Origin of the sequence: Rhodococcus sp. BH5, from assembly GCF_027583855.1 — a bacterium.
Taxonomy (GTDB): Bacteria; Actinomycetota; Actinomycetes; order Mycobacteriales; family Mycobacteriaceae; genus Rhodococcus_F; species Rhodococcus_F qingshengii.
Genome location: NZ_JAJHVW010000010.1, coordinates 14,272 through 33,601, shown reverse-complemented (window position 1 = coordinate 33,601; position 19,330 = coordinate 14,272). Strand labels below are relative to the sequence as shown.

The window sequence follows — 19,330 nt, the reverse complement described above, 5'->3', positions numbered from 1 at the left end:
ATGACGACACCGGAAACTTCACCGGCCACCGCAAAACCGGGCATGCCGCCGTGGGCGAAGAAGGCCATCGGGATCGCAGTGATGGCGGTGGTCCTGGTCATCGCTTACTTCATCCTTGCCGCCTTCCTTCCGCGTTGGTGGGCGCAGCGCATTGCGTCGTTGGCGAACGGCAGTTTCAGCGCCGGAATCGCGTGGGGGCTGCTGTTCGGTCTCGTGTGCACCCTGGTCCCGCTCATCTTCTTCCGGGCGGTCTGGCAGGTGCGCAAGCGCAAGCATGCTCGAATCATGCAGATCACGGCTCTCGCGTTGGGTGTGATCTTCGCGCTGCCGAATCTGCTCTCTCTGACAGTTGTTCTCGGCAACAACAACGCTGCGCATGCGGGCGAGCGGATCCTCGACGTCGACGGCCCCGGATTCCGCGGAGCATCCGTTGTCGGTGCCGTCCTGGGCGTTGCGTTGTTCCTTGGACTTGTCGCGCTCGGCTACATGTACAAAAAGCGTGGCAAGGATCTCGACAAGATGCGCGGTGAGCTCAAGCAACACGAGCCGCAGAGTAAGGGCGAGGCTCCAGCCCCGGAAATCTGAGTCAGCTCTTCGACCGAGTACTCAGGCCGACACCGACTCCGACGGTTCCCGCCGCCACCAGTCCGGCGAGCGGGACCGCCCAGTGTCCGGCAAATGTGCAGGCGAGAACCAGGATTGCGCTCACCGGTAGAACAGCCTGCTCGATCCTGTCACGCTTGAAGTGTCGTGAGTGCATGAGCCACACGAAGATCAGGAACATCGCGGCGGGGATCGTGACCGCGGCAGATGCTGCGAACGTCGAAATGTGCGCTTCGCCAACTGCTTCCTCGACGGCTACTTCGATGCCGGCGCCGATGGCCGCAGCGGATCCGAATACGAAGTAGTGCCCGTATCCCCACAACAGGACGGCGCGATTGCCTTGGTCTGCGAGGTACTCGTGGATCGGGACGGCGAAGTAGATCCACAACGCGGAGAACACGATCAGAACTCCGCCGACGGCAATCGGAATCAGTAGATCGGCGGCGTCGAAATCCCGGATGCCGGATTGGACCGCGATGGTCGCGGCAGCGATGGTTTCGCCGAGCATGATGATGGTGAAGAGGCCGTAGCGTTCGGCGATGTGATGCGGGTGCCACGGCGTCTGGTGGTTGCGTTCGGCGATCGCCGGCACCGCGAGTTCGGCGATCATGAGAACGAAGAAGCCCGGAATCCACGCCGACGCCGGCATCAGGAGCAGCACGATCCAGCCGGCCTGGACGATCACGAGCCCGGCGGCATATTGCAGAGCAGTGGTTCGCGCTGCACCGGATTCACCGCTGGCGGCTCGAAGCCATTGGCAGGTGAGCGCAATTCGCATGATGAGGTAGCCGACGATGGCCGTCGTACGGTCGGTTCCGTCGAATGCGTCGGGGATTCCCGCGGCGAAGACGAGCACGCCACAAATCTGTACGAAGGTCGCGACCCGGTAGGGGACGTCGTCCGTGTCGTAGGCAGACGCGAACCAGGTGAAGTTCACCCACGCCCACCACAGCGCGAAGAAGACGAACATATCGCCGGCGATGCCGTCGGCGTAGTGGCCCTCGGCAACAGCATGCACCAGTTGAACTCCGGCCTGTGCGGCTGCAACCACGAAACACAGGTCGAAGAACAGTTCGAGTGGCGTCGATGCTCGATGGTCCTCGTCGCGGCTGCGTGCGCGCATCCGGATGATCGGCATTACGGCCCGGCCGTGGCCCGCGCCTGTACTGGTGTGTTCTGTCATCGTCCCCACCTTGCTCCGACGTCTAGTGCAGGAGCGCAGTCTAGGGCGAATTCCGTCGGGTCGACGAATGAGACATTTCGCCCCTCACCACACGAGAACGGGTTTGATGACGCGCCCCGACGCTTGATCTTCGACGGCTTTGTTGATATCGGAGAAGGCGTAGCGCGTCACCAAGCGGTCGATCGGAAACCGGCCACCAGTGAAGAGTTCGACGAGTTCGGGGATGAACGTCGAGACTTCCGACTCTCCTTCGATGCATCCTCGAATTGTCTTTCCGCTCAGCATGATGTCGGCCATGTTCATCTCGACCGTGGACGCTCCGAGTCCGACTACCGCCAGTGTTCCCCGTGCTCGAAGTGATGTGACGGCTTGATTGATCACGGAGCCGATTCCGGTGGTGTCGAGGGAATGTGTCGAACCTCCGTCGGTGGCGGCGCGTACTGCTTCGACCGCGTCCTCGGTGGTCGGATCGACAGTGACGGCGCCGAATTCCTCGGCGAGTTCGCGCCGCTGCGCAACGGGGTCCACGGCGACCAGGGTGGAAACGCCGGCAGCCCTCGCCGCCAGCAGCGCTGCGAGTCCGACGCTGCCTGCCCCGAAAACGGCAAACGTCGAGTCGGGCTCGGGGCGAAGCAGATTCAGTACCGCGCCGGCGCCGGTTTGAAACCCGCAGCCGAGCGGAGCCGCGACGGTCAGGTCCACCGCAGGATCGACGACGACGGTGTTGTCGGCAGAGGCGATGACGTATTCCGCGAAGCTGGACTGGCCGAAGAAGGCGGACCGTATCGGGGTTCCGTCTCGCCGGATCGGCGTCGAGCCGTCGGTGCGTGCGCCAGAGCTGTTGAGCGCGTGTGAGCTTTCGCAGTACGCCCGATGACCGCTGAGACATTGCCTGCACGCACCGCAACTGCGGTAGCTCAGCAACACGTGATCACCGGGCGCAATGCTGTCGATCGACGAGCCGACGGCCTCGACCACCCCCGCCCCTTCGTGCCCGAACACGCAGGGGCCGAGTCTTTCCGGTAGCACCGACTTCGTGAACAGATCTGTGTGGCACAGGCCGGTCGCGACGATGCGAACCAGGATCTCGTCTGCGCGGGGTTCGTCGATCTCGACGGTGTCGAGTGTGAAGGGGGAGTGCGGGCCGTGTGAGAGCGCCGCTGTCATCTGCATGGCGGACGTCGAATTCTGTTCGGCGCGAATCACGCTCGCTCGAGCAGGAAGTAGTAGTGCTGTCCGCCGTCGAGAACCAACGCCGATTTTCCGTTCATGATGCCCATGAGCGTCGAATCGTCGACTTTCTTGAAATGGTCGAAGATCGGCGCGCCGTCGTAGACCATCGTCGCCGTGACTTCGCCACGAAACTCGATGTTCCACAGACTTGCCTCGCCATTGCCGCTCTTGACGTCGGAGTAGAGGTTGCCGTCTTCGTCTCGGCAGATCAATGGCTTTGCATCCTCGACGGAATTGAAAGTCTTGCCGTACCAGCGGCTCGCGAACAGCTTTTCGTGCAGACGATGACCGGTGGCGAAGTCGTCACCCTTCCATTCGCCGAGGATTTCTTCGGCGGCGACGGTTTCCAGCGCGGCCCACACTTCGTCGAGTTCTGCTGGTGAAACACCACTTTCCGATCCACGGAGCCGGGTGAATGCGGTTCGAGCGTCATCGAGATTCATGTCTCTCCTTGCGTCGGCGGGTGAGTTGGCCGAAGTTCGCGAACCAAATTGTTCGTCAACTCTGCACGCTACGCCGAACCGGATGGTTCGGCAACGGTCGATTCGTTCTAGGCTGTGAACATGCGCTCAGCAGGGGAAGCTACGAGGGACCGCATTCTGGCGGCCGCAAAGGACGAATTTGCCACGTACGGGCTGGCCGGCGCGCGGATCAATCGGATCGCCGCGCAAGCGCGTGCCAGCAAAGACCGTCTCTATGCGTACTTCGCAAGCAAGGAAGAGTTGTTCGCTGCCGTGACCGAACAGTGGACGTCCGAAACAACCGCGGAGACAGCACTTCGAGGTGACGACTTGCCGGGCTATGCAGGTCGCCTCTTCGACAACTACGTTGCCCATCCCGAGAACGCCCGATTGCAGCAATGGGCGGATCTCGAAGCGCCGGACGTCATGAGCGAGGACGACATACGAAGCAAGACCTTCCGGCCTAAAGTTGCGGAAATCCGCAAGGGGCAGCTCGAGGGACACATCGACCCCGCGTGGAATCCCACGGAGTTGATCCTGCTGATCACGGATATCGCCCGGATGCTCGCGCTCAAGTCGTCTCGTTCCATCCCTCGACGTCGGGAGGCGGCAGTCGAGGCGGTTCGGCGTTTGATTGTGGCGTAGCGAGTCCAAACGCGAACGTCCACGCCCGTCGCTGTGTGGTTGCCCGGATTTACGGATTTCTCAGTAACGGTGCGTACGTTGGGCGTCGGCTCGTTGACGCCCTCGGGATGTTGACGTGCCGCCAAAACTTTTGTCGTCGACTGTTCAGATGCTGGTGAGCAAAAGGATCGCGGCCGGCCACCCTGACTGAATATCGTCGACGCCGAGCGTGTTCCTTCGGTGCGCGCACCTGTTCAGCATCTGGAGTGGACCCGTGTCGAAGTGGCCGTGCATATGAAGATCTCGAAGAAGGTAGCGCTGGTCGTTGTGGCTGCTTGCGCCCTGACGTTGGGATCGGCGCAAGTCGGAACCGCCCGCGCGGATGCGCCGGTCAAGGTCAGCGTGGCCGGTCATGTGGTGAGCGCCGGGCACTTCGAGCAGGTGCGGCGCCCCAACCGGTGTGTGAAGGCTGGGACGGGGAAGTCGAAACCGAGCGAGCAGAAGTCCACGAATCGCAGTGGGCGTCGAGGCAGCGGGGGATGCTTCTGACAGTGATTGCGAAGTTCCGCAATCAGCCGTCGCAAATCTGTAACACGTTCTAATCTTGCGGTATGGACGTGACTTACGAAGGGCCAAACGCGAAGTCGCTACCGACAGGGGGACTTTGCGCTATCACGAGGCGGGCGATGGTCCGCCGTTGATCCTGTTGCACGGCTCCGGGATCGGCGTGAGTGGATGGCGGAATTACCGGGGGAACCTCGAGGTGTTCGCAAAGCACTTCCACTGCTACCTCCTGGAGTTCCCGGGTTTCGGCGTGAGCGATGCCGTCGACGGTCATCCAGTTCTCACGGCAACCTCGGCGGTGGTTCGATTCATGGATGCGCTGGGAATCGAATCCGCTGCGATGATCGGCAATTCGATGGGCGGAGTTGTCGGGGTCAACGTCGCGATGAGGTTCCCTGACCGCGTCCGCAGATTGGTCACCATCGGAGGCGTGGGCCCGAACATCTTCAGTCAGAACCCGAGCGAAGGTACGCGTCTCCTCCAGGAATTCGCCGACGCTCCCAGCCGTGAGAAGTTGGTTCGCTGGCTCGAGTGCATGGTTTACGACAGATCCGTGATCACCGAGGAGCGGATCGAGGAACGATGGCAAACCGCCAACGATCCGGCCTCGCACCAGGCATTGACCGCGATGTACGGATCCAAAGCCTTTGCCGCTCAGCAGCAGATGATGTCCAACTCGGATGTGCCGCCGTACTGGTCGATGATGCACAAGGTGCAATGCCCGACCTTGCTGACATGGGGGCTCGATGATCGGCAGTGTCCACCGGACATGCCGATGATTCCGATGCGACTGATTCCGAACGCCGAACTGCATGTATTTCCGAACTGCGGGCACTGGGTGATGATCGAAGCCAAGGAGGCATTCGAGCGCGTGACCCTCGAGTTCCTGCTTCGATGACCTGCTGTTGCATTCATGTGGCACGAATCGATGTGGCACGAATGCACAAGACCCGGCGCCTCTGAATGAGGCGCCGGGTCTGTGTTTGTGCCCCCAGTAGGACTCGAACCTACGACCTGCGGATTAAAAGTCCGTAGCTCTACCAACTGAGCTATAGGGGCGCGGCGCAGAGTCTAACGGGACCGCAGAGTCCGTGAAAACACCACCCCCACCAGAAGGGCAATTCCGATGACGGCGATGGTCCCGCCCGTGCGATGCAGACCCGCGTCGTCGATGGTTCCGCGCATGGTCAACTCGATGACGACGGCCGCAAGGTTGGCGCCGATGTACTGGATTGTTCGGTACAGACCGATCGCAGTTCCGACGTCGGCGGAGGTGGTCACCGAGTTGATCAGGTTCTGGTTTCCCATGTTGTTGAAGCCGTTGGGGATGCCCAGGATCGCCGCTATCAGCAGGAGTGCCACTAGGGGAGTCGAACTCGATTCGACAAAGGCGATCAGAATCCCGCCGACAGCCAACGCGGCGGTGCCGATCAGGAGGGTGATCCGTGCGCCGAATTTCCCGTACACCCTGGACGCGGACATGGTCGCGAAGATCCCGACCGCAGCGACGGGCAGCATGAAGAGCCCGGCGCTGATCGGTGACATTCCGCGGGCTACCTGTAGCCACTGGGGGAGTCCGAAGAAGATGCAGTAGAACGCTGTGTAAGTCAGCAGGGTCCGGCCGAGAGTCATGCTCAGTGCGCGGTTTCGGACGACGGCGCGGACGTCGATGAACGCCGAGGCCGTTCGACGTTCCCACCAGACGAACAGGAACGCGAAGAGGGCCGTCGACGGGACGAGGTACCACTTCGCGTGCTCGGCGAGAGAGAGGAGAAAAAGCATCGTCGATGTCGTCAGAGCCAGAAACAGGGTGATACCGAGTGGGTCGAGAGACTTGAACAACGCAGCGGCGCCGGCCCGGTCGGGCAGGGCGGAGTCGCTAGGGGCGGCGAAGAAGACCCATACGGCAGTGACGACGACAAGTGGGAGGTTCACCCACATGATCGATTGCCAACCGAGTGTGCCGACCAACAACCCGCCGAGAGTGGGCCCCAGCGCGACGACCGATTGAGCGCAAATGGTGAGTGTTGCTATAGCTGAACGGGTTTGAGTCCGGTGGCGGTCAGCGTATTCGCGGATGACGGTCATTGCGTTCGGATACTGTGTCGCCGTGCCGATTCCGAGCAGGATTCGTGCGGCGATCAGCCAGCCCAGCGACGGGGCGAGCGAGCCGAGGATCGATCCGGCAGCGATCAGGCCCAATCCGGCGAGGTAGACGCGTTTGGCGCCGAGGATCGATCCGAGTCGACCAGCCGCCGGCGCCGTGACCGCAGTCGCGATGTAGAGGGCCGAGATGACCCACGCTGTGCCTGAACTGGAACCGAAGTATGTGGCGATCGGGACGATTGCCACGGCAATCATCGACGAGTTCAGCGCTTGAAGAACGGTTCCGGAGCCGAGAGCAAGACTCAGTTTCAGTGGAACGGGAGTTTGGGGGGTCGGCGTTTCGACGACGGTGGTCACGAGTTCATCAGTGACTCCTCTGATATCGATGTCGATGCTGGGGACTCGCCCTGGCCTAGTCTGCGCAGGATTCGGCCGGCGATCAGAAGCAAGTCACGCTCGGCTTCGGTGCACTCGGCGTCGATGACCTCAGCCAGCCACTCTGTTCGTTTCGTTCGGTCTTCGTGAAGGGTCGATGTGCCGAGTTCGGTCATCGTGACCAAGACCGCGCGGCCGTCCGATGGATCCGCCCTTCGCGTCACCATGCCCTGTTCTTCGAGCGCGGCCACGGTCTTTGCGATTGATTGCGGTGTGACGCGCTCGAATTTTGCCAACTCTTTGGCGGTCGACGGACCTTGTCGGTCGAGGTGGCCGAGGGCCTGGATCTGGCTCGGCGTGAGCTTGTGGTCGTTGCGTTTGGTGCGTAGACGTCGGACGAAGGCACCCAGATCGTCCCAAAGTACGTCGATCTCGTCTCGAGCCTTGCTGCGACCCTCTCCAACGTTCATTTAGACAGTCTAACTGTGTTGTTTCGATGCTGCCAGCACGGTTTCGACGGAAAAGGGGGAATAAACAATTGCACTAGTTGTTTAAAACCTTGGGACTGCTGTACATCGGTCGGCGAAGCAGTTCCGTCTGCGAGGTCGAATTATCAGAATCTCGGGCACGAAAAAGCTCGGATGCGCACCCCCTGCGGCGCACCCGAGCGGCCAAAACCATACCACTTGGTGTCTTTTGGGCATAAAGTCGGTTCTTGTCCCCTGAACAGCCGATTGCGTCTAGTACTTTTGGCGGGTATGGCTCTAGTCCTTACGTAGGGTGTGTTGGAGGGGATATTGTGAAGTTTCGGGGGATGACAGGCGCCGATCACGGCGGCTCTGCGTACCAACTCTGCGAGAGGCACAACACCGTAAATGGCACGTCAACAAGAGCGTGCGCGGCGTACCCGCGCCGCCCTGGTCGAAGCGGCTGCAGTCGAATTCGCCAAGCGCGGCTATGCAGCTGCGTCGGTGAACACGATCCTCGAGGGCTCCCGCGCCACCAAAGGCGCCATGTATTTCCATTTCCAGTCCAAGGAAGAGTTGGCGCGAGCGGTTCTGACCTCGGCTATCGAAACCTTCACTGGAATTACTGATCGTTGGGCCAAGAGAACAGACCTCGATCCATTCGTCGCTTTGCACGGTCTCGTGCTCGACATTGCCGAGGTCTTCCGTGCCGAGGTAATCGTGCAGGCGGAATTCCGGCTGATCATCGAGCCCGAGTTCTACAAGGATGTGCAGTCCGGTGGTGGGCAGGTCTGGGGAAAGACCGCCTATGAGTTGGCATTGCGTGCCAAGGACGACGGTTTGCTCCGAGAGGACGCCGACCCGGACAAATTCACGCGTGTACTGGCAGCGAGCCTTGCCGGTCAGCGGTACATGGCAGACCTGATTGCCTCCAGTGGAGATCTGGGCGAGTGGTTCGAGGAGTCTCTCGAAGTAGTCCTCGAAGCCATGGCTACGCCGCAGTGGTTGGAGACGTTCCATCGTGACGGGTGGCCCCAAGTCGAGTTCCCTGACACTGAATAGTGCACTTTTCTGCCCGTGAACAGGCGATTTGTGATTTCCGAATGCCGTGCCATAAGCTATCCAAGCTCCCAACGGAACGCCGTTGGGGTACTAGTTCGGAGAGATCCGGCGGGCCCCCTTCGTCTAGCGGCCTAGGACGCCGCCCTTTCAAGGCGGTAGCGCGGGTTCGAATCCCGTAGGGGGTACGTTTTGCGAAAGCGAAACGATGCAGTATGGTTTGACCCGCACGACACGCTTTGAGATGCACAAATGCCAGGCCAGGACAGTGGTTTGGGAGCGGCTCGAAGATGTAGTACGGTTTCACAGCAAGGAAAAAGCAAGGCCCTGTGGCGCAGTTGGTTAGCGCGCCGCCCTGTCACGGCGGAGGTCGCGGGTTCGAGTCCCGTCAGGGTCGCAAAGCTTTGTTCTCAACCAATCGGTTGAGAACAAAGCAATGCGATAGGCATTCGGTTCGGGTGCCGTCCGGCCAGGTAGCTCAGTTGGTACGAGCGTCCGCCTGAAAAGCGGAAGGTCGCCGGTTCGATCCCGGCCCTGGCCACCATAATTCTTTTCGACAAGCTCCAATCTCATGTTCTTCGAACATAAGGTTGGAGCTTTTTCGTATTCGGATGTCAGTCGCCGTCAACCACTCGGCCCGATCATCTCAGTTTTGCGCATCCTTTGTCTCCGTGAATGTTTCCGGTCACCGGGAACGTGCTGGGCGTCACTCCACAGAGGACATCACTATTAGCCGATTGCGGCCGATCCGTGGCTGCGTCTACTGAAAGTGAGGTGGAATCTCCGTGTCGCACTCGAGATCTTGGCGCATCGGGAAAGTCAGCCGGGTCGCCGTCGCATTGTTCGGCACCGGGGTTCTGTTGGTGGGCTGCGCGAGCAACGGTGACGACAGCGGGACCGATACGACGACCGCGTCGGCGGACGTCGTGACCGGCATGGTCAACGAGCAGCCCGATCCGGGAACTGCGGTGGCCGGCGGGACCATGACGTACGGCGTACAGGTGCTCGTTCCCTCACTCGACCCGACGAAGACGGCCGCTCGCGGCGGTTCCGGCGGTGAGGCCTTCGCTGCTGTGTACGACGTCCTGATGAGTTACGACACTGCGAGCGGCGAGTTCGAGCCCAAGTTGGCTGAATCGCTCGAGACAGCCAACGACGGAGCCACCTGGACGCTGAAACTTCGCGACGGTGTGAAGTTCAGTGACGGCACCACCCTCGACGCCAACGCCGTGATCGCGAGCATCGATCGGTACAACGCGGGCAAGGGCAATGGCGCCGAACTGTGGCTGGCTTCGGTGGAATCGGCGCAGGCAAGCGGTCCGACGACGGTGGAATTCAAGCTGAAGACGCCGTGGATGCGCTTTCCGTCGATGCTCGCACTCGGGCACGGGATGATCGTCGCCCCGAGTTCGCAGCAGGGCGACAAGTTCACCGCCGTCGGAGCCGGACCTTTCACCGAAGATGTCTTCACACCGAGCGTCGAGCGAATCTTCAAAGCCAACCCGTCCTACTACGGCGGCGCTCCCAAGCTGGACAAGTTGCGGATGGTTGCGCTCAACGGCCCGCAGGCCAATCTCGAATCATTGAACAGCGGTCAGCTCGATGTCGCCTACATTCGCGGCCTCACGTCGGCGATCAATTCCGCCAAGTCCGCTGGCTACCCCGGCTACATCGACGTGCTCAATGCCGGTAGTGCCGAGATTGTCAACAACCGTGAGGGCCGACCGGGCTCGGATGTTCGCGTCCGTCAGGCTATCGGCTACGCGCTCGACACCACGTTGATCGATCAGCGAGTGGAAAACGGTGAGGGACTGCCGGGCTCGGAGTTGTTCGGTCCGACGTCTCAATGGCATGTAGACACACCGGGTATTGCCTACGACCCCGAAAAGTCGAAGGAACTTCTGAATCAGGCGAAGGCAGACGGGTACGACGGCAGCCTCGACTACGTCGTTCTCAGTGAGCCGAAGGACCACGCGATCGGCCTCGCCGTGCAGTCACTGTTGCAGGCCGTCGGGTTCGAGGTGAACTTGATCTTGGCCAACAACGCCGGCGACATCGTGCAGAACGTCTACGTCAAGCACGATTTCGACCTCGCGCACGCGGGCATCGGAATGTACGAGTCGATTCTCGATCTCGGATTGTTCTCCACGACCAACAGCACCTCGATGGCGAATACTGCTGGATATGCGAACCCGGCGATGGATCAGCTGATCGCAGATCTACAACAAGCCAAGGACAATTCGTCGACCCTGGCGATCATCGGCAAGATTCAGACGCTGTGGAACGAGACGGTTCCGTCGGCGCCGATCGGCGGGCTCACGTCGTTCTGGGCTTGGCAGAAGAACGTGCACGGTGTGGTTCCGACTGCAACCGGCATCATGCTGTTCGATCAGGCATGGATGGGCGCGAAGTAGCGTTCCAGCGCACACCGAGAGCTCCGTCCGGCGCGAGTCGGGCGGGGCTCTTTCGTGTCTACGTCGGCTAGCGTTGCGCAACCCTTTCGATCAGGATGATTGTATTGAAATATGTTGTAGGTCAATATGATTCGACAAGCGTGATTTGACTTGCCCAGCGTGGCCCGCATAGATTGCATCCACCATCCAGAGTGGCTGAGAGACCTGGCTCGATGATGCCGCAGCAACCCGCTACCTAACCGCAGTGTGGGTGCTACCGCCAGGACCGATGGAGGACACATGACTGTATTTGCCGTGGGTATCGAACTGGACGGCGAGGGCACTCACCCCGCTGCCTGGCGCCGAAGCTCACACCGCCCGGACCAGCTGCTCACGGGCAAAGCCGTGCGCGATCGCGTCGCGGCTGCCGAGAATGCCGGCTTCACGTTCGCGACGTTCGACGATTCCATCCTCCCCCCGAGTGGTGACGTCGTCGGCCGCATCGATGCCGTCTCGAGGGCGTCGTACGTGGCGGCGACAACCAGCACGATCGGGCTGGTCCCCGTCGTCGGGACCACGTACGCCGAACCGTTTCATACGTCCTCGCAATTGGCGACGTTGGACTACTCCTCGCGTGGGCGTGGCGGCTGGCTTGCTGTTCCGGTCGAAGACGATGCCGCGGCGAGGGCGTGGGGGAGGGCTCCGGTAACAACGGAGTCGGCGCGTCAGCAAGAGCAGCGGGATTCGGTCACCGTTGTGACCGATCTCTGGGACTCGTGGGAGGACGACGCCGTCGTTCGTGACTATCTCAGTGGGCGTTTCCTCGAACGTGATCGTCTGCATTACGTCAATTTCGAGGGCGACACGTTCTCGGTGAAGGGGCCGGCAATCGTTCCGCGGCCGCCTCAAGGCCAGTTGGTGGTGTTCGGCCGCTACGGCGAAATCGATCCACGCCAGCCGGATGTTGTTCTCGTTTCGGGTGATTCGGTGGAGACCATTGCACAGTCGGCTGCCAAGGCGCGCGATGAGGGCGCGTCATTGGTGGTCGCCGAGGTCGATGTGGCATTCGATACGCCGAATCTGTCTGCGGCGCAGCGGAGGACCGAGCTGAACTCGTACGGGAATGCCGTCGTCACCGGCCGACTGCTCCTGGCTGCAGATCCGGGGGAAGCGGCCGTGGTTCTGAAGGAATTGGCCGGACACCTCGACGGTGTTCATTTCCATGCTCTCGTGATCGACGAGGACCTTCCGGTGCTGGCCAAATTCGTGCTTCCGACGCTGTCCAAGGCCGGGTTGACGCGACGCCCGGTTCCGGGATCGACTCTGAGGGGCAACCTCGGCCTGCAGCGGCCCGCAAATCGATTCGTCCACTCCTCCTGACTTGACTTCGCGCTAAGGACATTTCGGCTATGACTGCATCACGCTCCGCCGTACCTCGACCCGACGCTCACGTTCACTTCGGCGTCTTCTTCCAAGGGGTCAACCACACCACCATCTGGTCCGATTCCTCGAGCGGATCCCAGATCGACTTCGAGACGTTTCGGCGCTTGGTACTCACCGCCGAGCGAGGTCTGTTCGACGCCTTCTTCCTCGGTGAGGGCCTTCGCCTTCGCGAGCAGAACGGCAAGATTCTCGATCTGGATATCGCCGGCCGCCCCGACGCCATTGCGCAGTTGGCCGCCCTCGCCGGTATCACCGACAAGATCGGGCTGGTCGCGACACAGAACACCACGTACAACGAACCGGCCGACCTCGCCCGTCGACTCTCCGGCCTCGATCTACTTTCCGACGGACGGGCCGGCTGGAACGCGGTCACCACCGACAACGCGTGGACGGGAGAGAATTTCCGTCGCGGTGGTTTCCTCGACCACGCCCTGCGTTACGAGCGTGCCGGGCAGTTCATCGAAACTGCACGGGCACTGTGGGATTCGTGGGCCGACGACGCGATCTCGGACTCTCGCACGTCCGAGAACTGGTCGACTCCGGGAGCCGTGAGCGACGTATGCCGCCAGACTTCGCAGTTCGACATCTCCGTGACGCCGACGCTTCCCCGCAGCAGACAGGGACATCCGGTCATCTTTCAAGCGGGCGATTCGCCGACTGGACGCGATTTCGCGGCGACGCACGCCGACGTCATCTTCTCGCGACACGGGACGCATTTCGACGGCGCACTCGACTTCGCCGACGACATTCGGGCTCGGTTGCGTAGCGTCGGGCGACCGGAGGACGACGTCAAGATCCTGCCCAGCACGCAGATCGTGTTGGCGGAGAACGAGTCCGAGGTCGAAGAGAAGGCGCGGTGGGTCCTCGAAGGTCAGTTCACCGGCCAAACCGCACTGTCCCTCGTCGGATTGGTGTGGGGGAAGGACCTTTCCGACCGAGACCCGGACGGTCCATTACCGGAGGAAGATCCGGTTGCCCGCCCGGTGTCCGAGACGCGCGGTTCCGCACGAGACGGCAACGACCCCATTGCGATCGCACGTGAATGGCGGGCTCTCGCCGAGGCAAAGAATCTGTCCCTACGTCAGGTCGCCATCGAGACCTCGCAGCGTTCGGGTTTTGCGGGCACTCCGGGGCAGGTCGCAGATCAGTTGGTCCATTGGGTGCGCAACGGAGCTTCGGACGGCTTCAACATCTCGCCGTACCTGGTGCCGACCGGCCTCGACGAGATCGTGGACTGGTTGATCCCGGAACTGCAGGAGCGTGGGGCGTACCGCACCGAGTACTCCACGTCGACGCTGCGAGAGCACTTGGGGTTGCGACCGCCGCTCACGCGTCGGGCCGCGTCTGAAGCTGCGGGGTAACGGGTCCTGTCCCACACAGTCACAGCGACGGCCGAATCCACCAAGTTCGGTTCGGCCGTCCGCTGGGAAATCGTCGTCTGCGTAGCTGCGGGTTTCACCACCCTTCTCGATTCGGCGGTGCTCGGAATCGGGGTTCCGTCGATCCGGGCGTCGCTAGGCGCGTCGACCTCGGAGGTGCAGTGGATCCTTGCGAGCTATTCGCTGACTTTCGGCTTGGCCCTGGTGCCGGCGGGCCGACTCGGTGACGTCGTCGGGCGTCGACGCTTGTTCTTGGCGGGCCTGAGCATTTTCGCGGTGATGGGAATCCTCGGAGCGTGTGCGTCGGATCCGTCGATGATCGTGTTGGCCCGGCTGGGGCAAGGGATCGGCGCAGGCACCATCAGTTCGCAGGTGCTCGGCATCATCACCGACCGGGTGTCCGGAAAGGCTCGGGCGAAGGCGTTGGGCGCGTACAGCACCGCGGGTGGTCTGGCCGGCGTTTCCGGACCGATCCTCGGTGGCGTACTGCTGAAGTATTCCGACGCCGACTTCGGATGGCGGTTGCTTCTCGTTCTCAACGTGCCGTTTGCTCTGATCACACTGATTCTGGCGTTTCGCTTTCTGCGCCGTGATCGAACCACCCGATCGGGCGCGTCGATCGATCCGGTTGGGCTGTGTCTGCTGGCGACTACGACCGGGCTCCTGTTGTGGCCCATCGTGACCCGGACCAGTGTTACTGTCGCCGCGGCTTTCCTGATCGGTGCGTTCGGCGTTGCCGTTGCCTTCTGGTTCTGGGAACGTCGGTACGCCGAGCGCGGCGGGACGCCGGTACTGCTTCCGTCGTTGATCGCCTCACGGGGCTTCCGACTGGGTACGACGGTTGCACTCTTCTGGTTCGGATCCATCCTCGCCGTCAACGCGGTGCTCAGCCTCTATCTGATCGAAGGTTTGGGCTTCGCCCCGCTGAGTGCGGCGTTGATCATGACCGGTAGCTCACTCGCGATGGCATTGACGTCGGCTTTCGGATGGCTGCTGGTTGCCAGGTTCGGCCGAAGTGCAGTGGTTTTTGCCATAGTCGGCGAGATCCTTGTCATCCTCGGGTACATCGCAGCGGTCAATCTGATTCCGCGGGAACATCTGATCCCGGTGCTGGTGGTCCTGGCGGTGTTGTCGGGAGTTGCCAGCGGTTTGGTCGACGCGCCCAATCGGGTGCTGACTCTCGAATATGCACCGCCGGGCGCGAACGGTGTTGCGGCGGGTTTCCTTCAACTGTCTCAGCGCCTGTCAGCGACCATCTCGCTGGCCGCGGTATCGGGGTTGTATCTCGGTGTACTCGGATGCTCGCCCGACGGATATGGACGTGCGTTCGGGATCGCGCTTGCCGTCTGCGTGGTCATGTTGACGCTCTCGTTGGCGGGGGCGGTGGCAGACCGACGCCGGCGAAGGACGTGACCTGGTATTTCGTGGGTCTACATGGACCTCGGAAGGCCGAGCCCGTGTGACTCATGGGACTTGTGTTACCCATGAGTTAGGAGTCGTGGGACGATACTTGTGTGGTGACCGGTCGCAGTGAAGACAAGCCCAACGGTCGCGGGAGTGGAGAGCCAGTTAACTCACCCCGTGGAGCGTCGGACAAACGTGACCGCACATCGACACCCTTCCGCGCTCGAACGGCGATGTGGACCAATCGGCCTCTGTTCGATTTCCATATGATCGTCGGTCTGGTCGTGCTGATCGTCGCGTTCGGACTGCTGATGGTGCTGTCGTCTTCGGGCGTCGAATCCTATGTGCTGTCCGGGACGTCCTATGCCAGATTCTGGCCCCAGTGTATGTTCGCGGCGATCGGCTTGGTGATGTTCGTGGCAGTCGTGCGGTTGCCGACCGAAACGATGCGTAGAGCGTCCCCGTGGCTGCTGATCCTGTGTCTTGTTCTGCTTGTCCTGGTGCTGATTCCAGGTATCGGCTCGGAACAAATGGGTGCTCGCAGCTGGTTCGTGATCGCGGGCATTTCCTTCCAGCCGTCGGAGCTGGCCAAACTTGCTCTGGCGATCTGGTCCGCAGCGACGGTTGCGTCGTTCATGAAGGCGCGGATGGACGTCAACCGCGCGCTGCCGGTGATCGGCGGTACGACGTTGCTGGTTCTGGTTCTGGTGGTGTTGGAGAAGGACCTCGGAACCACCATCACCATCGGCATCATCTTCATGTCGGTGCTGTGGTTCGGGCTGTTCCGGATGAAGACATTCATCAGCCTCACACTCGGTTCCGCAGTCGCATTTCTCGTGCTCGGGCTTACTGCTGGTTACCGCTCGGATCGCATCAAGGCTTTCCTCAATCCTGATCTCGACCCGCAGGGTTTGAACTTCCAGAGCACTCAGGCCAAGTACGCACTGGCGAACGGAGGCATCTTCGGTCGCGGTCTAGGACAGTCCGACGCCAAATGGAGCTATCTCCCGCAGGCGCACAACGACTTCATTTTTGCCGTGATCGGTGAAGAGTTGGGTCTGGTCGGCGCGCTGATCGTCGTCGCTCTCTTTGCCGCGGTTCTGATCGTCGGGCTGCGGATCGCGAAACGGTCCACTGATCCGTTCCTCAAAGTCATGACAGCGACGGCAACGACGTTGATCGTCGTGCAGGCGTTCATCAACATCGCCTACGTCGTCGGCCTGATTCCGGTGACCGGTCTGCAACTACCGCTCATCTCGGCGGGCGGAACGTCGATGATCACCACCCTGCTGATGTTCGGGCTCATCGCGCACGCAGCCTTCCGTGAGCCCGAGGCTGTCGCCTCGGCAGAGAGCAGCGGTCGCGGTTGGATACCGCTGGTCTTCGGCAAGCCTCGGTTCGGCATTGCCAAGAAGCCACAGACCGATCGACGTAGGCCGCCCGCTCGCCGCGCCCAGCCTGCCCCTGGCGGTCAACGCCGACCGGAACGACGGGCACCACAACCCGACAGACGCCGGACTCCAGCTCCGGGCCGACGCGCACCCTCTCGCGACTGGTCGGAAGATCCACGTAGACGCGGCCGATCCGATCGGCCGCGGCGCGCTTCCTGATCTGGGCCAGTTCCAATGGCGGGCAGTTCGGAAGCGGGCAGTCATGCACCCGACAATTGCGTTGGGCGGCTACATTGGGAGTCGGCAAAACGACGTCTAATAAGGGTTGTGGACATGGCAGGTGGCGACAAGGCAGACCAGTCGGTGGTCGAACGTAGCTCGGTGACCGGACGTCGTACGACGCCGTCGCAGCGAGCGCGTTTTCGCCGGATTGTCGACGCCGCAATGGAATCCGCCTCCGAAGGCGGCTACGACGCGGTGCAGATGCGATCGGTGGCCGATCGCGCCGGCGTCGCGATCGGCACTGTTTACCGGTATTTCCCGTCCAAGAACCACATGCTTGTCGTCGCATTGTTGTGGATGTTCGAGGGTTTGCGTGACAGATTCCAAGACTTTGTAATCCCGGGCGAGACTCCGTCGGACCGGATTCTGTTTGTGCTGCGCAAGAATACGGAGGTCCTCGAGACCGATCACCTCCGTTACGAAGCGTTGGTTCGGGCGTACATGTTCGCGGACGCGTCGGCGACCCCGGAACTCAACGCGCTCGGTGGGGTCGTGACCGAGATGTTCGCGAAGGCGATCGGTGTCGAGGAAGTCTCGCAGCAGCAGTTGGACGCGGTGAAGGTGATCGACGACGTCTGGATGTCGAGTCTCGTCTCGTGGGTTGCGGGCCGGATGACGACGGACGAGGTGATGGCGCACCTCGAACTTGCCGTGCGACTGGTCTTTCGCAAGTTGGGCGGATAGCGCTCAGACGGTGTAGCCACCGTCGACGTTGAGCTTCTGACCGCTGATGAATCCGGCCGCGTCGCTTGCGAGGAAACATACTGCTTCGGCGATGTCGGCAGCTGATCCGAAGCGCTTCAACGGGATTCGGCTCATCGTCACGTCGAGCGCGCCTTGGTCGAGTTCGGCGGAGCTGATCAGGCGCTCCGCCATTCCGTCCGTCAACATGCCTGGTCCTACAGCGTTGAACCGGACGCCGTAGCGTCCTTCCTCTGCGGCGAATCCGCGAACAAGTTGTTCGACAGCCCCTTTGGTGCCAGCGGAGAGTCCGTCGCGCACGGGAAAGCGATCCGTTGCCGCGGTTGTCACCGCCACCACCGAACCCGAGGATGCACGCAGCGCAGGCAGGGCGGTGTGGACGAGGGTGAAGAACGCCGCGGCCTCCTGGTTGAGTTGTTCGGTGAAGAACGCCGGCGTCACACGTGAGAGGTGCGTCATCGGGACGTGCGGTCCCGCAGCGTGGACCAGCGTCGTCAATGTGCCCAGATCATCGACCGCATCGTTGACGGCGGCGCTGATCGACAACTCGTCGGTCAAGTCGAGAGCGTACGAGTGGGCGCGCACGCCATGCGCTCGAATCTGCTCGCTCAGTTGCTCGGCAGCGCCCTTGTTGTTTCGGTAGGTGAAGGCGACGTCGTGTCCGCGTTCGGCAAGGGTCAGGGCGATCGCCGACCCGATTCCACCGGTTCCGCCGCTGACAAAAGCGGTGCGTACTGCGCTCACAATGCCTCCAGATGTCTGCCGATTTCAAACCTAACAAATGCTTGGTTGGGGTGCCAATCGGAATATATCAGTGCGCGAAGGACAGGCTCAGATTGCTATCGCAACCGGACTGATCGTCCTAATCTGTTGCCATGTCCGGAGACAGTGTGCAGTTGACCGACGGGGCGCCCGGTGGGGAATCGGAACCTCACGCACCGAGTTTGAACAATCGCCTGAACTGGCTGCGTGCAGGTGTTCTGGGTGCAAACGACGGAATCGTCTCGACCGCAGGTCTCGTGGTCGGTGTTGCGGCAGCCACGACCGAGCGCTCCGCGATCTTCACAGCAGGTTTTGCTGGACTGGTTGCCGGCGCTGTGTCCATGGCGTTGGGCGAGTACGTCTCGGTCAGCGCTCAGCGGGATACCGAACGCGCACTCCTGCAGAAGGAGAAGAAGGAACTCCTCGAGACCCCGGAGGCTGAACTTCAGGAACTGACCGAGATCTACGAGAACAAGGGATTGAGTCCGGAGACGGCCCGCCGCGTCGCCGAAGAATTAACCGAGCACGATGCCTTCGCGGCGCACGTAGAAGTCGAATTGGGTATCGATCCAGACGATCTCACCAATCCGTGGCATGCAGCGATTTCGTCGGCAATCTCGTTCACGATCGGCGCGGCGATCCCGTTGGTCGCAATTCTGGTGCCGCCGACAGGCATCCGCGTCCCCATCGCATTTTTCGCGGTGCTGATCGCACTTGCGCTGACCGGGACGATCAGCGCGACGCTCGGCGGAGCTCGCAAGACCAGAGCGGTGCTACGCGTGGTGATCGGCGGCGCGCTGGCCATGGCCGTGACGTACGGAGTAGGTCAGCTGGTGGGCACGGGTCTCGCCTGACCCCTGCTGTGCGCCTTTATTAACCGCGGGGGGTTAATAAAGGCG

General features: G+C 61.7%; 17 protein-coding genes, 4 tRNA genes, 1 pseudogene and 1 riboswitch. Of the genes and pseudogenes, 15 read left to right on the top strand and 7 right to left on the bottom strand.

Translation table 11 applies throughout. The features are described from left to right. Entirely contained in the window at positions 1-585 is a 585-nt protein-coding gene (locus tag RhoBH5_RS23380) for a hypothetical protein (RefSeq protein ID WP_003940111.1), read from the top strand. A 1-nt stretch (position 586) separates the two neighbouring features. Here RhoBH5_RS23380 and RhoBH5_RS23375 read toward each other — a convergent pair whose 3' ends face one another. The 3 genes from RhoBH5_RS23375 to RhoBH5_RS23365 all read right to left on the bottom strand — a co-directional run bounded on the left by RhoBH5_RS23375 (position 587) and on the right by RhoBH5_RS23365 (position 3,462). Further along, entirely contained in the window at positions 587-1,786 is a 1,200-nt protein-coding gene (locus tag RhoBH5_RS23375) for a low temperature requirement protein A (protein WP_270008851.1), read from the bottom strand. Between the two features lie 84 nt (positions 1,787-1,870). Further along, positions 1,871-2,959, bottom strand: a complete 1,089-nt coding sequence (locus RhoBH5_RS23370) for an NAD(P)-dependent alcohol dehydrogenase (protein WP_270008886.1) — start codon at positions 2,957-2,959, stop codon at positions 1,871-1,873. 29 nt (positions 2,960-2,988) lie between these two features. Next, a complete protein-coding gene (locus RhoBH5_RS23365; RefSeq protein WP_019745072.1) occupies positions 2,989-3,462 on the bottom strand; it encodes a DUF4334 domain-containing protein in 474 nt (157 codons plus the stop codon). A gap of 120 nt (positions 3,463-3,582) precedes the next feature. On the opposite strand from RhoBH5_RS23365, the gene RhoBH5_RS23360 reads away from it, so the two are divergent. From RhoBH5_RS23360 to RhoBH5_RS23350, 3 genes and pseudogenes are all read left to right on the top strand, one after another. Continuing rightward, positions 3,583-4,125 (top strand): TetR/AcrR family transcriptional regulator, encoded by a 543-nt coding sequence (locus RhoBH5_RS23360; protein ID WP_030535258.1) that lies wholly within the window; start codon positions 3,583-3,585, stop codon positions 4,123-4,125. Positions 4,126-4,344: 219 nt separating this feature from the next. Next, a complete protein-coding gene (locus tag RhoBH5_RS23355; protein ID WP_136470805.1) occupies positions 4,345-4,653 on the top strand; it encodes a hypothetical protein in 309 nt (102 codons plus the stop codon). A gap of 62 nt (positions 4,654-4,715) precedes the next feature. Beyond that, positions 4,716-5,566 (top strand): annotated as a pseudogene (locus RhoBH5_RS23350) (alpha/beta fold hydrolase). An 88-nt stretch (positions 5,567-5,654) separates the two neighbouring features. On the opposite strand, the gene RhoBH5_RS23345 reads toward RhoBH5_RS23350, so the two are convergent. From RhoBH5_RS23345 to RhoBH5_RS23335, 3 genes are all read right to left on the bottom strand, one after another. Continuing rightward, positions 5,655-5,727 (bottom strand) — tRNA-Lys (locus RhoBH5_RS23345). Between the two features lie 12 nt (positions 5,728-5,739). Continuing rightward, the gene (locus RhoBH5_RS23340) at positions 5,740-7,131 is read right to left on the bottom strand and encodes an MFS transporter (protein WP_030535260.1); all 1,392 of its coding nucleotides are present in this window, start codon (positions 7,129-7,131) and stop codon (positions 5,740-5,742) included. After that, on the bottom strand, positions 7,128-7,619 hold the full coding sequence (locus RhoBH5_RS23335) for a MarR family winged helix-turn-helix transcriptional regulator (RefSeq protein ID WP_007733882.1): 492 nt from the start codon (positions 7,617-7,619) through the stop codon (positions 7,128-7,130). Before RhoBH5_RS23335 ends, RhoBH5_RS23340 begins: the two co-directional genes overlap by 4 nt. A gap of 405 nt (positions 7,620-8,024) precedes the next feature. Here RhoBH5_RS23335 and RhoBH5_RS23330 point away from each other — a divergent pair, with 405 nt between their 5' ends. The 10 genes from RhoBH5_RS23330 to RhoBH5_RS23285 all read left to right on the top strand — a co-directional run bounded on the left by RhoBH5_RS23330 (position 8,025) and on the right by RhoBH5_RS23285 (position 17,651). Next, the gene (locus tag RhoBH5_RS23330; protein WP_003940323.1) at positions 8,025-8,678 is read left to right on the top strand and encodes a TetR/AcrR family transcriptional regulator; all 654 of its coding nucleotides are present in this window, start codon (positions 8,025-8,027) and stop codon (positions 8,676-8,678) included. A gap of 112 nt (positions 8,679-8,790) precedes the next feature. Continuing rightward, positions 8,791-8,863, top strand: a tRNA-Glu gene (locus RhoBH5_RS23325). Positions 8,864-8,998: 135 nt separating this feature from the next. Next, a tRNA-Asp gene (locus RhoBH5_RS23320) sits at positions 8,999-9,072 on the top strand. A 70-nt stretch (positions 9,073-9,142) separates the two neighbouring features. Next, positions 9,143-9,219, top strand: a tRNA-Phe gene (locus RhoBH5_RS23315). 241 nt (positions 9,220-9,460) lie between these two features. Then, positions 9,461-11,089 carry an ABC transporter substrate-binding protein gene (locus RhoBH5_RS23310; protein ID WP_270008850.1) on the top strand — a complete coding sequence of 543 codons (1,629 nt, stop codon included), beginning with the start codon at positions 9,461-9,463 and terminating at the stop codon, positions 11,087-11,089. A 179-nt stretch (positions 11,090-11,268) separates the two neighbouring features. Continuing rightward, a riboswitch (SAM riboswitch) is annotated at positions 11,269-11,364 on the top strand. Between the two features lie 4 nt (positions 11,365-11,368). Further along, positions 11,369-12,448: an LLM class flavin-dependent oxidoreductase gene (locus tag RhoBH5_RS23305; protein ID WP_270008849.1), complete on the top strand. Its 1,080-nt coding sequence runs from the start codon at positions 11,369-11,371 to the stop codon at positions 12,446-12,448. A 29-nt stretch (positions 12,449-12,477) separates the two neighbouring features. After that, positions 12,478-13,872: an NtaA/DmoA family FMN-dependent monooxygenase gene (locus tag RhoBH5_RS23300; RefSeq protein WP_270008848.1), complete on the top strand. Its 1,395-nt coding sequence runs from the start codon at positions 12,478-12,480 to the stop codon at positions 13,870-13,872. Positions 13,873-13,941: 69 nt separating this feature from the next. Then, complete coding sequence (locus RhoBH5_RS23295; RefSeq protein ID WP_270008885.1) at positions 13,942-15,303, top strand: MFS transporter; 1,362 nt, start codon at positions 13,942-13,944, stop codon at positions 15,301-15,303. A gap of 224 nt (positions 15,304-15,527) precedes the next feature. Continuing rightward, the gene (gene ftsW, locus RhoBH5_RS23290) at positions 15,528-16,904 is read left to right on the top strand and encodes a putative lipid II flippase FtsW (protein WP_058037768.1); all 1,377 of its coding nucleotides are present in this window, start codon (positions 15,528-15,530) and stop codon (positions 16,902-16,904) included. Between the two features lie 114 nt (positions 16,905-17,018). After that, positions 17,019-17,651, top strand: a complete 633-nt coding sequence (locus tag RhoBH5_RS23285; RefSeq protein WP_007733896.1) for a TetR family transcriptional regulator — start codon at positions 17,019-17,021, stop codon at positions 17,649-17,651. A 3-nt stretch (positions 17,652-17,654) separates the two neighbouring features. On the opposite strand, the gene RhoBH5_RS23280 is transcribed toward RhoBH5_RS23285, so the two are convergent. Next, positions 17,655-18,413, bottom strand: coding sequence for an SDR family NAD(P)-dependent oxidoreductase (locus RhoBH5_RS23280; RefSeq protein ID WP_030535265.1), 759 nt, complete (start codon positions 18,411-18,413; stop codon positions 17,655-17,657). 131 nt (positions 18,414-18,544) lie between these two features. Here RhoBH5_RS23280 and RhoBH5_RS23275 point away from each other — a divergent pair, with 131 nt between their 5' ends. Beyond that, positions 18,545-19,285, top strand: a complete 741-nt coding sequence (locus tag RhoBH5_RS23275) for a VIT1/CCC1 transporter family protein (RefSeq protein ID WP_007733901.1) — start codon at positions 18,545-18,547, stop codon at positions 19,283-19,285. Positions 19,286-19,330 lie beyond the last annotated feature (45 nt).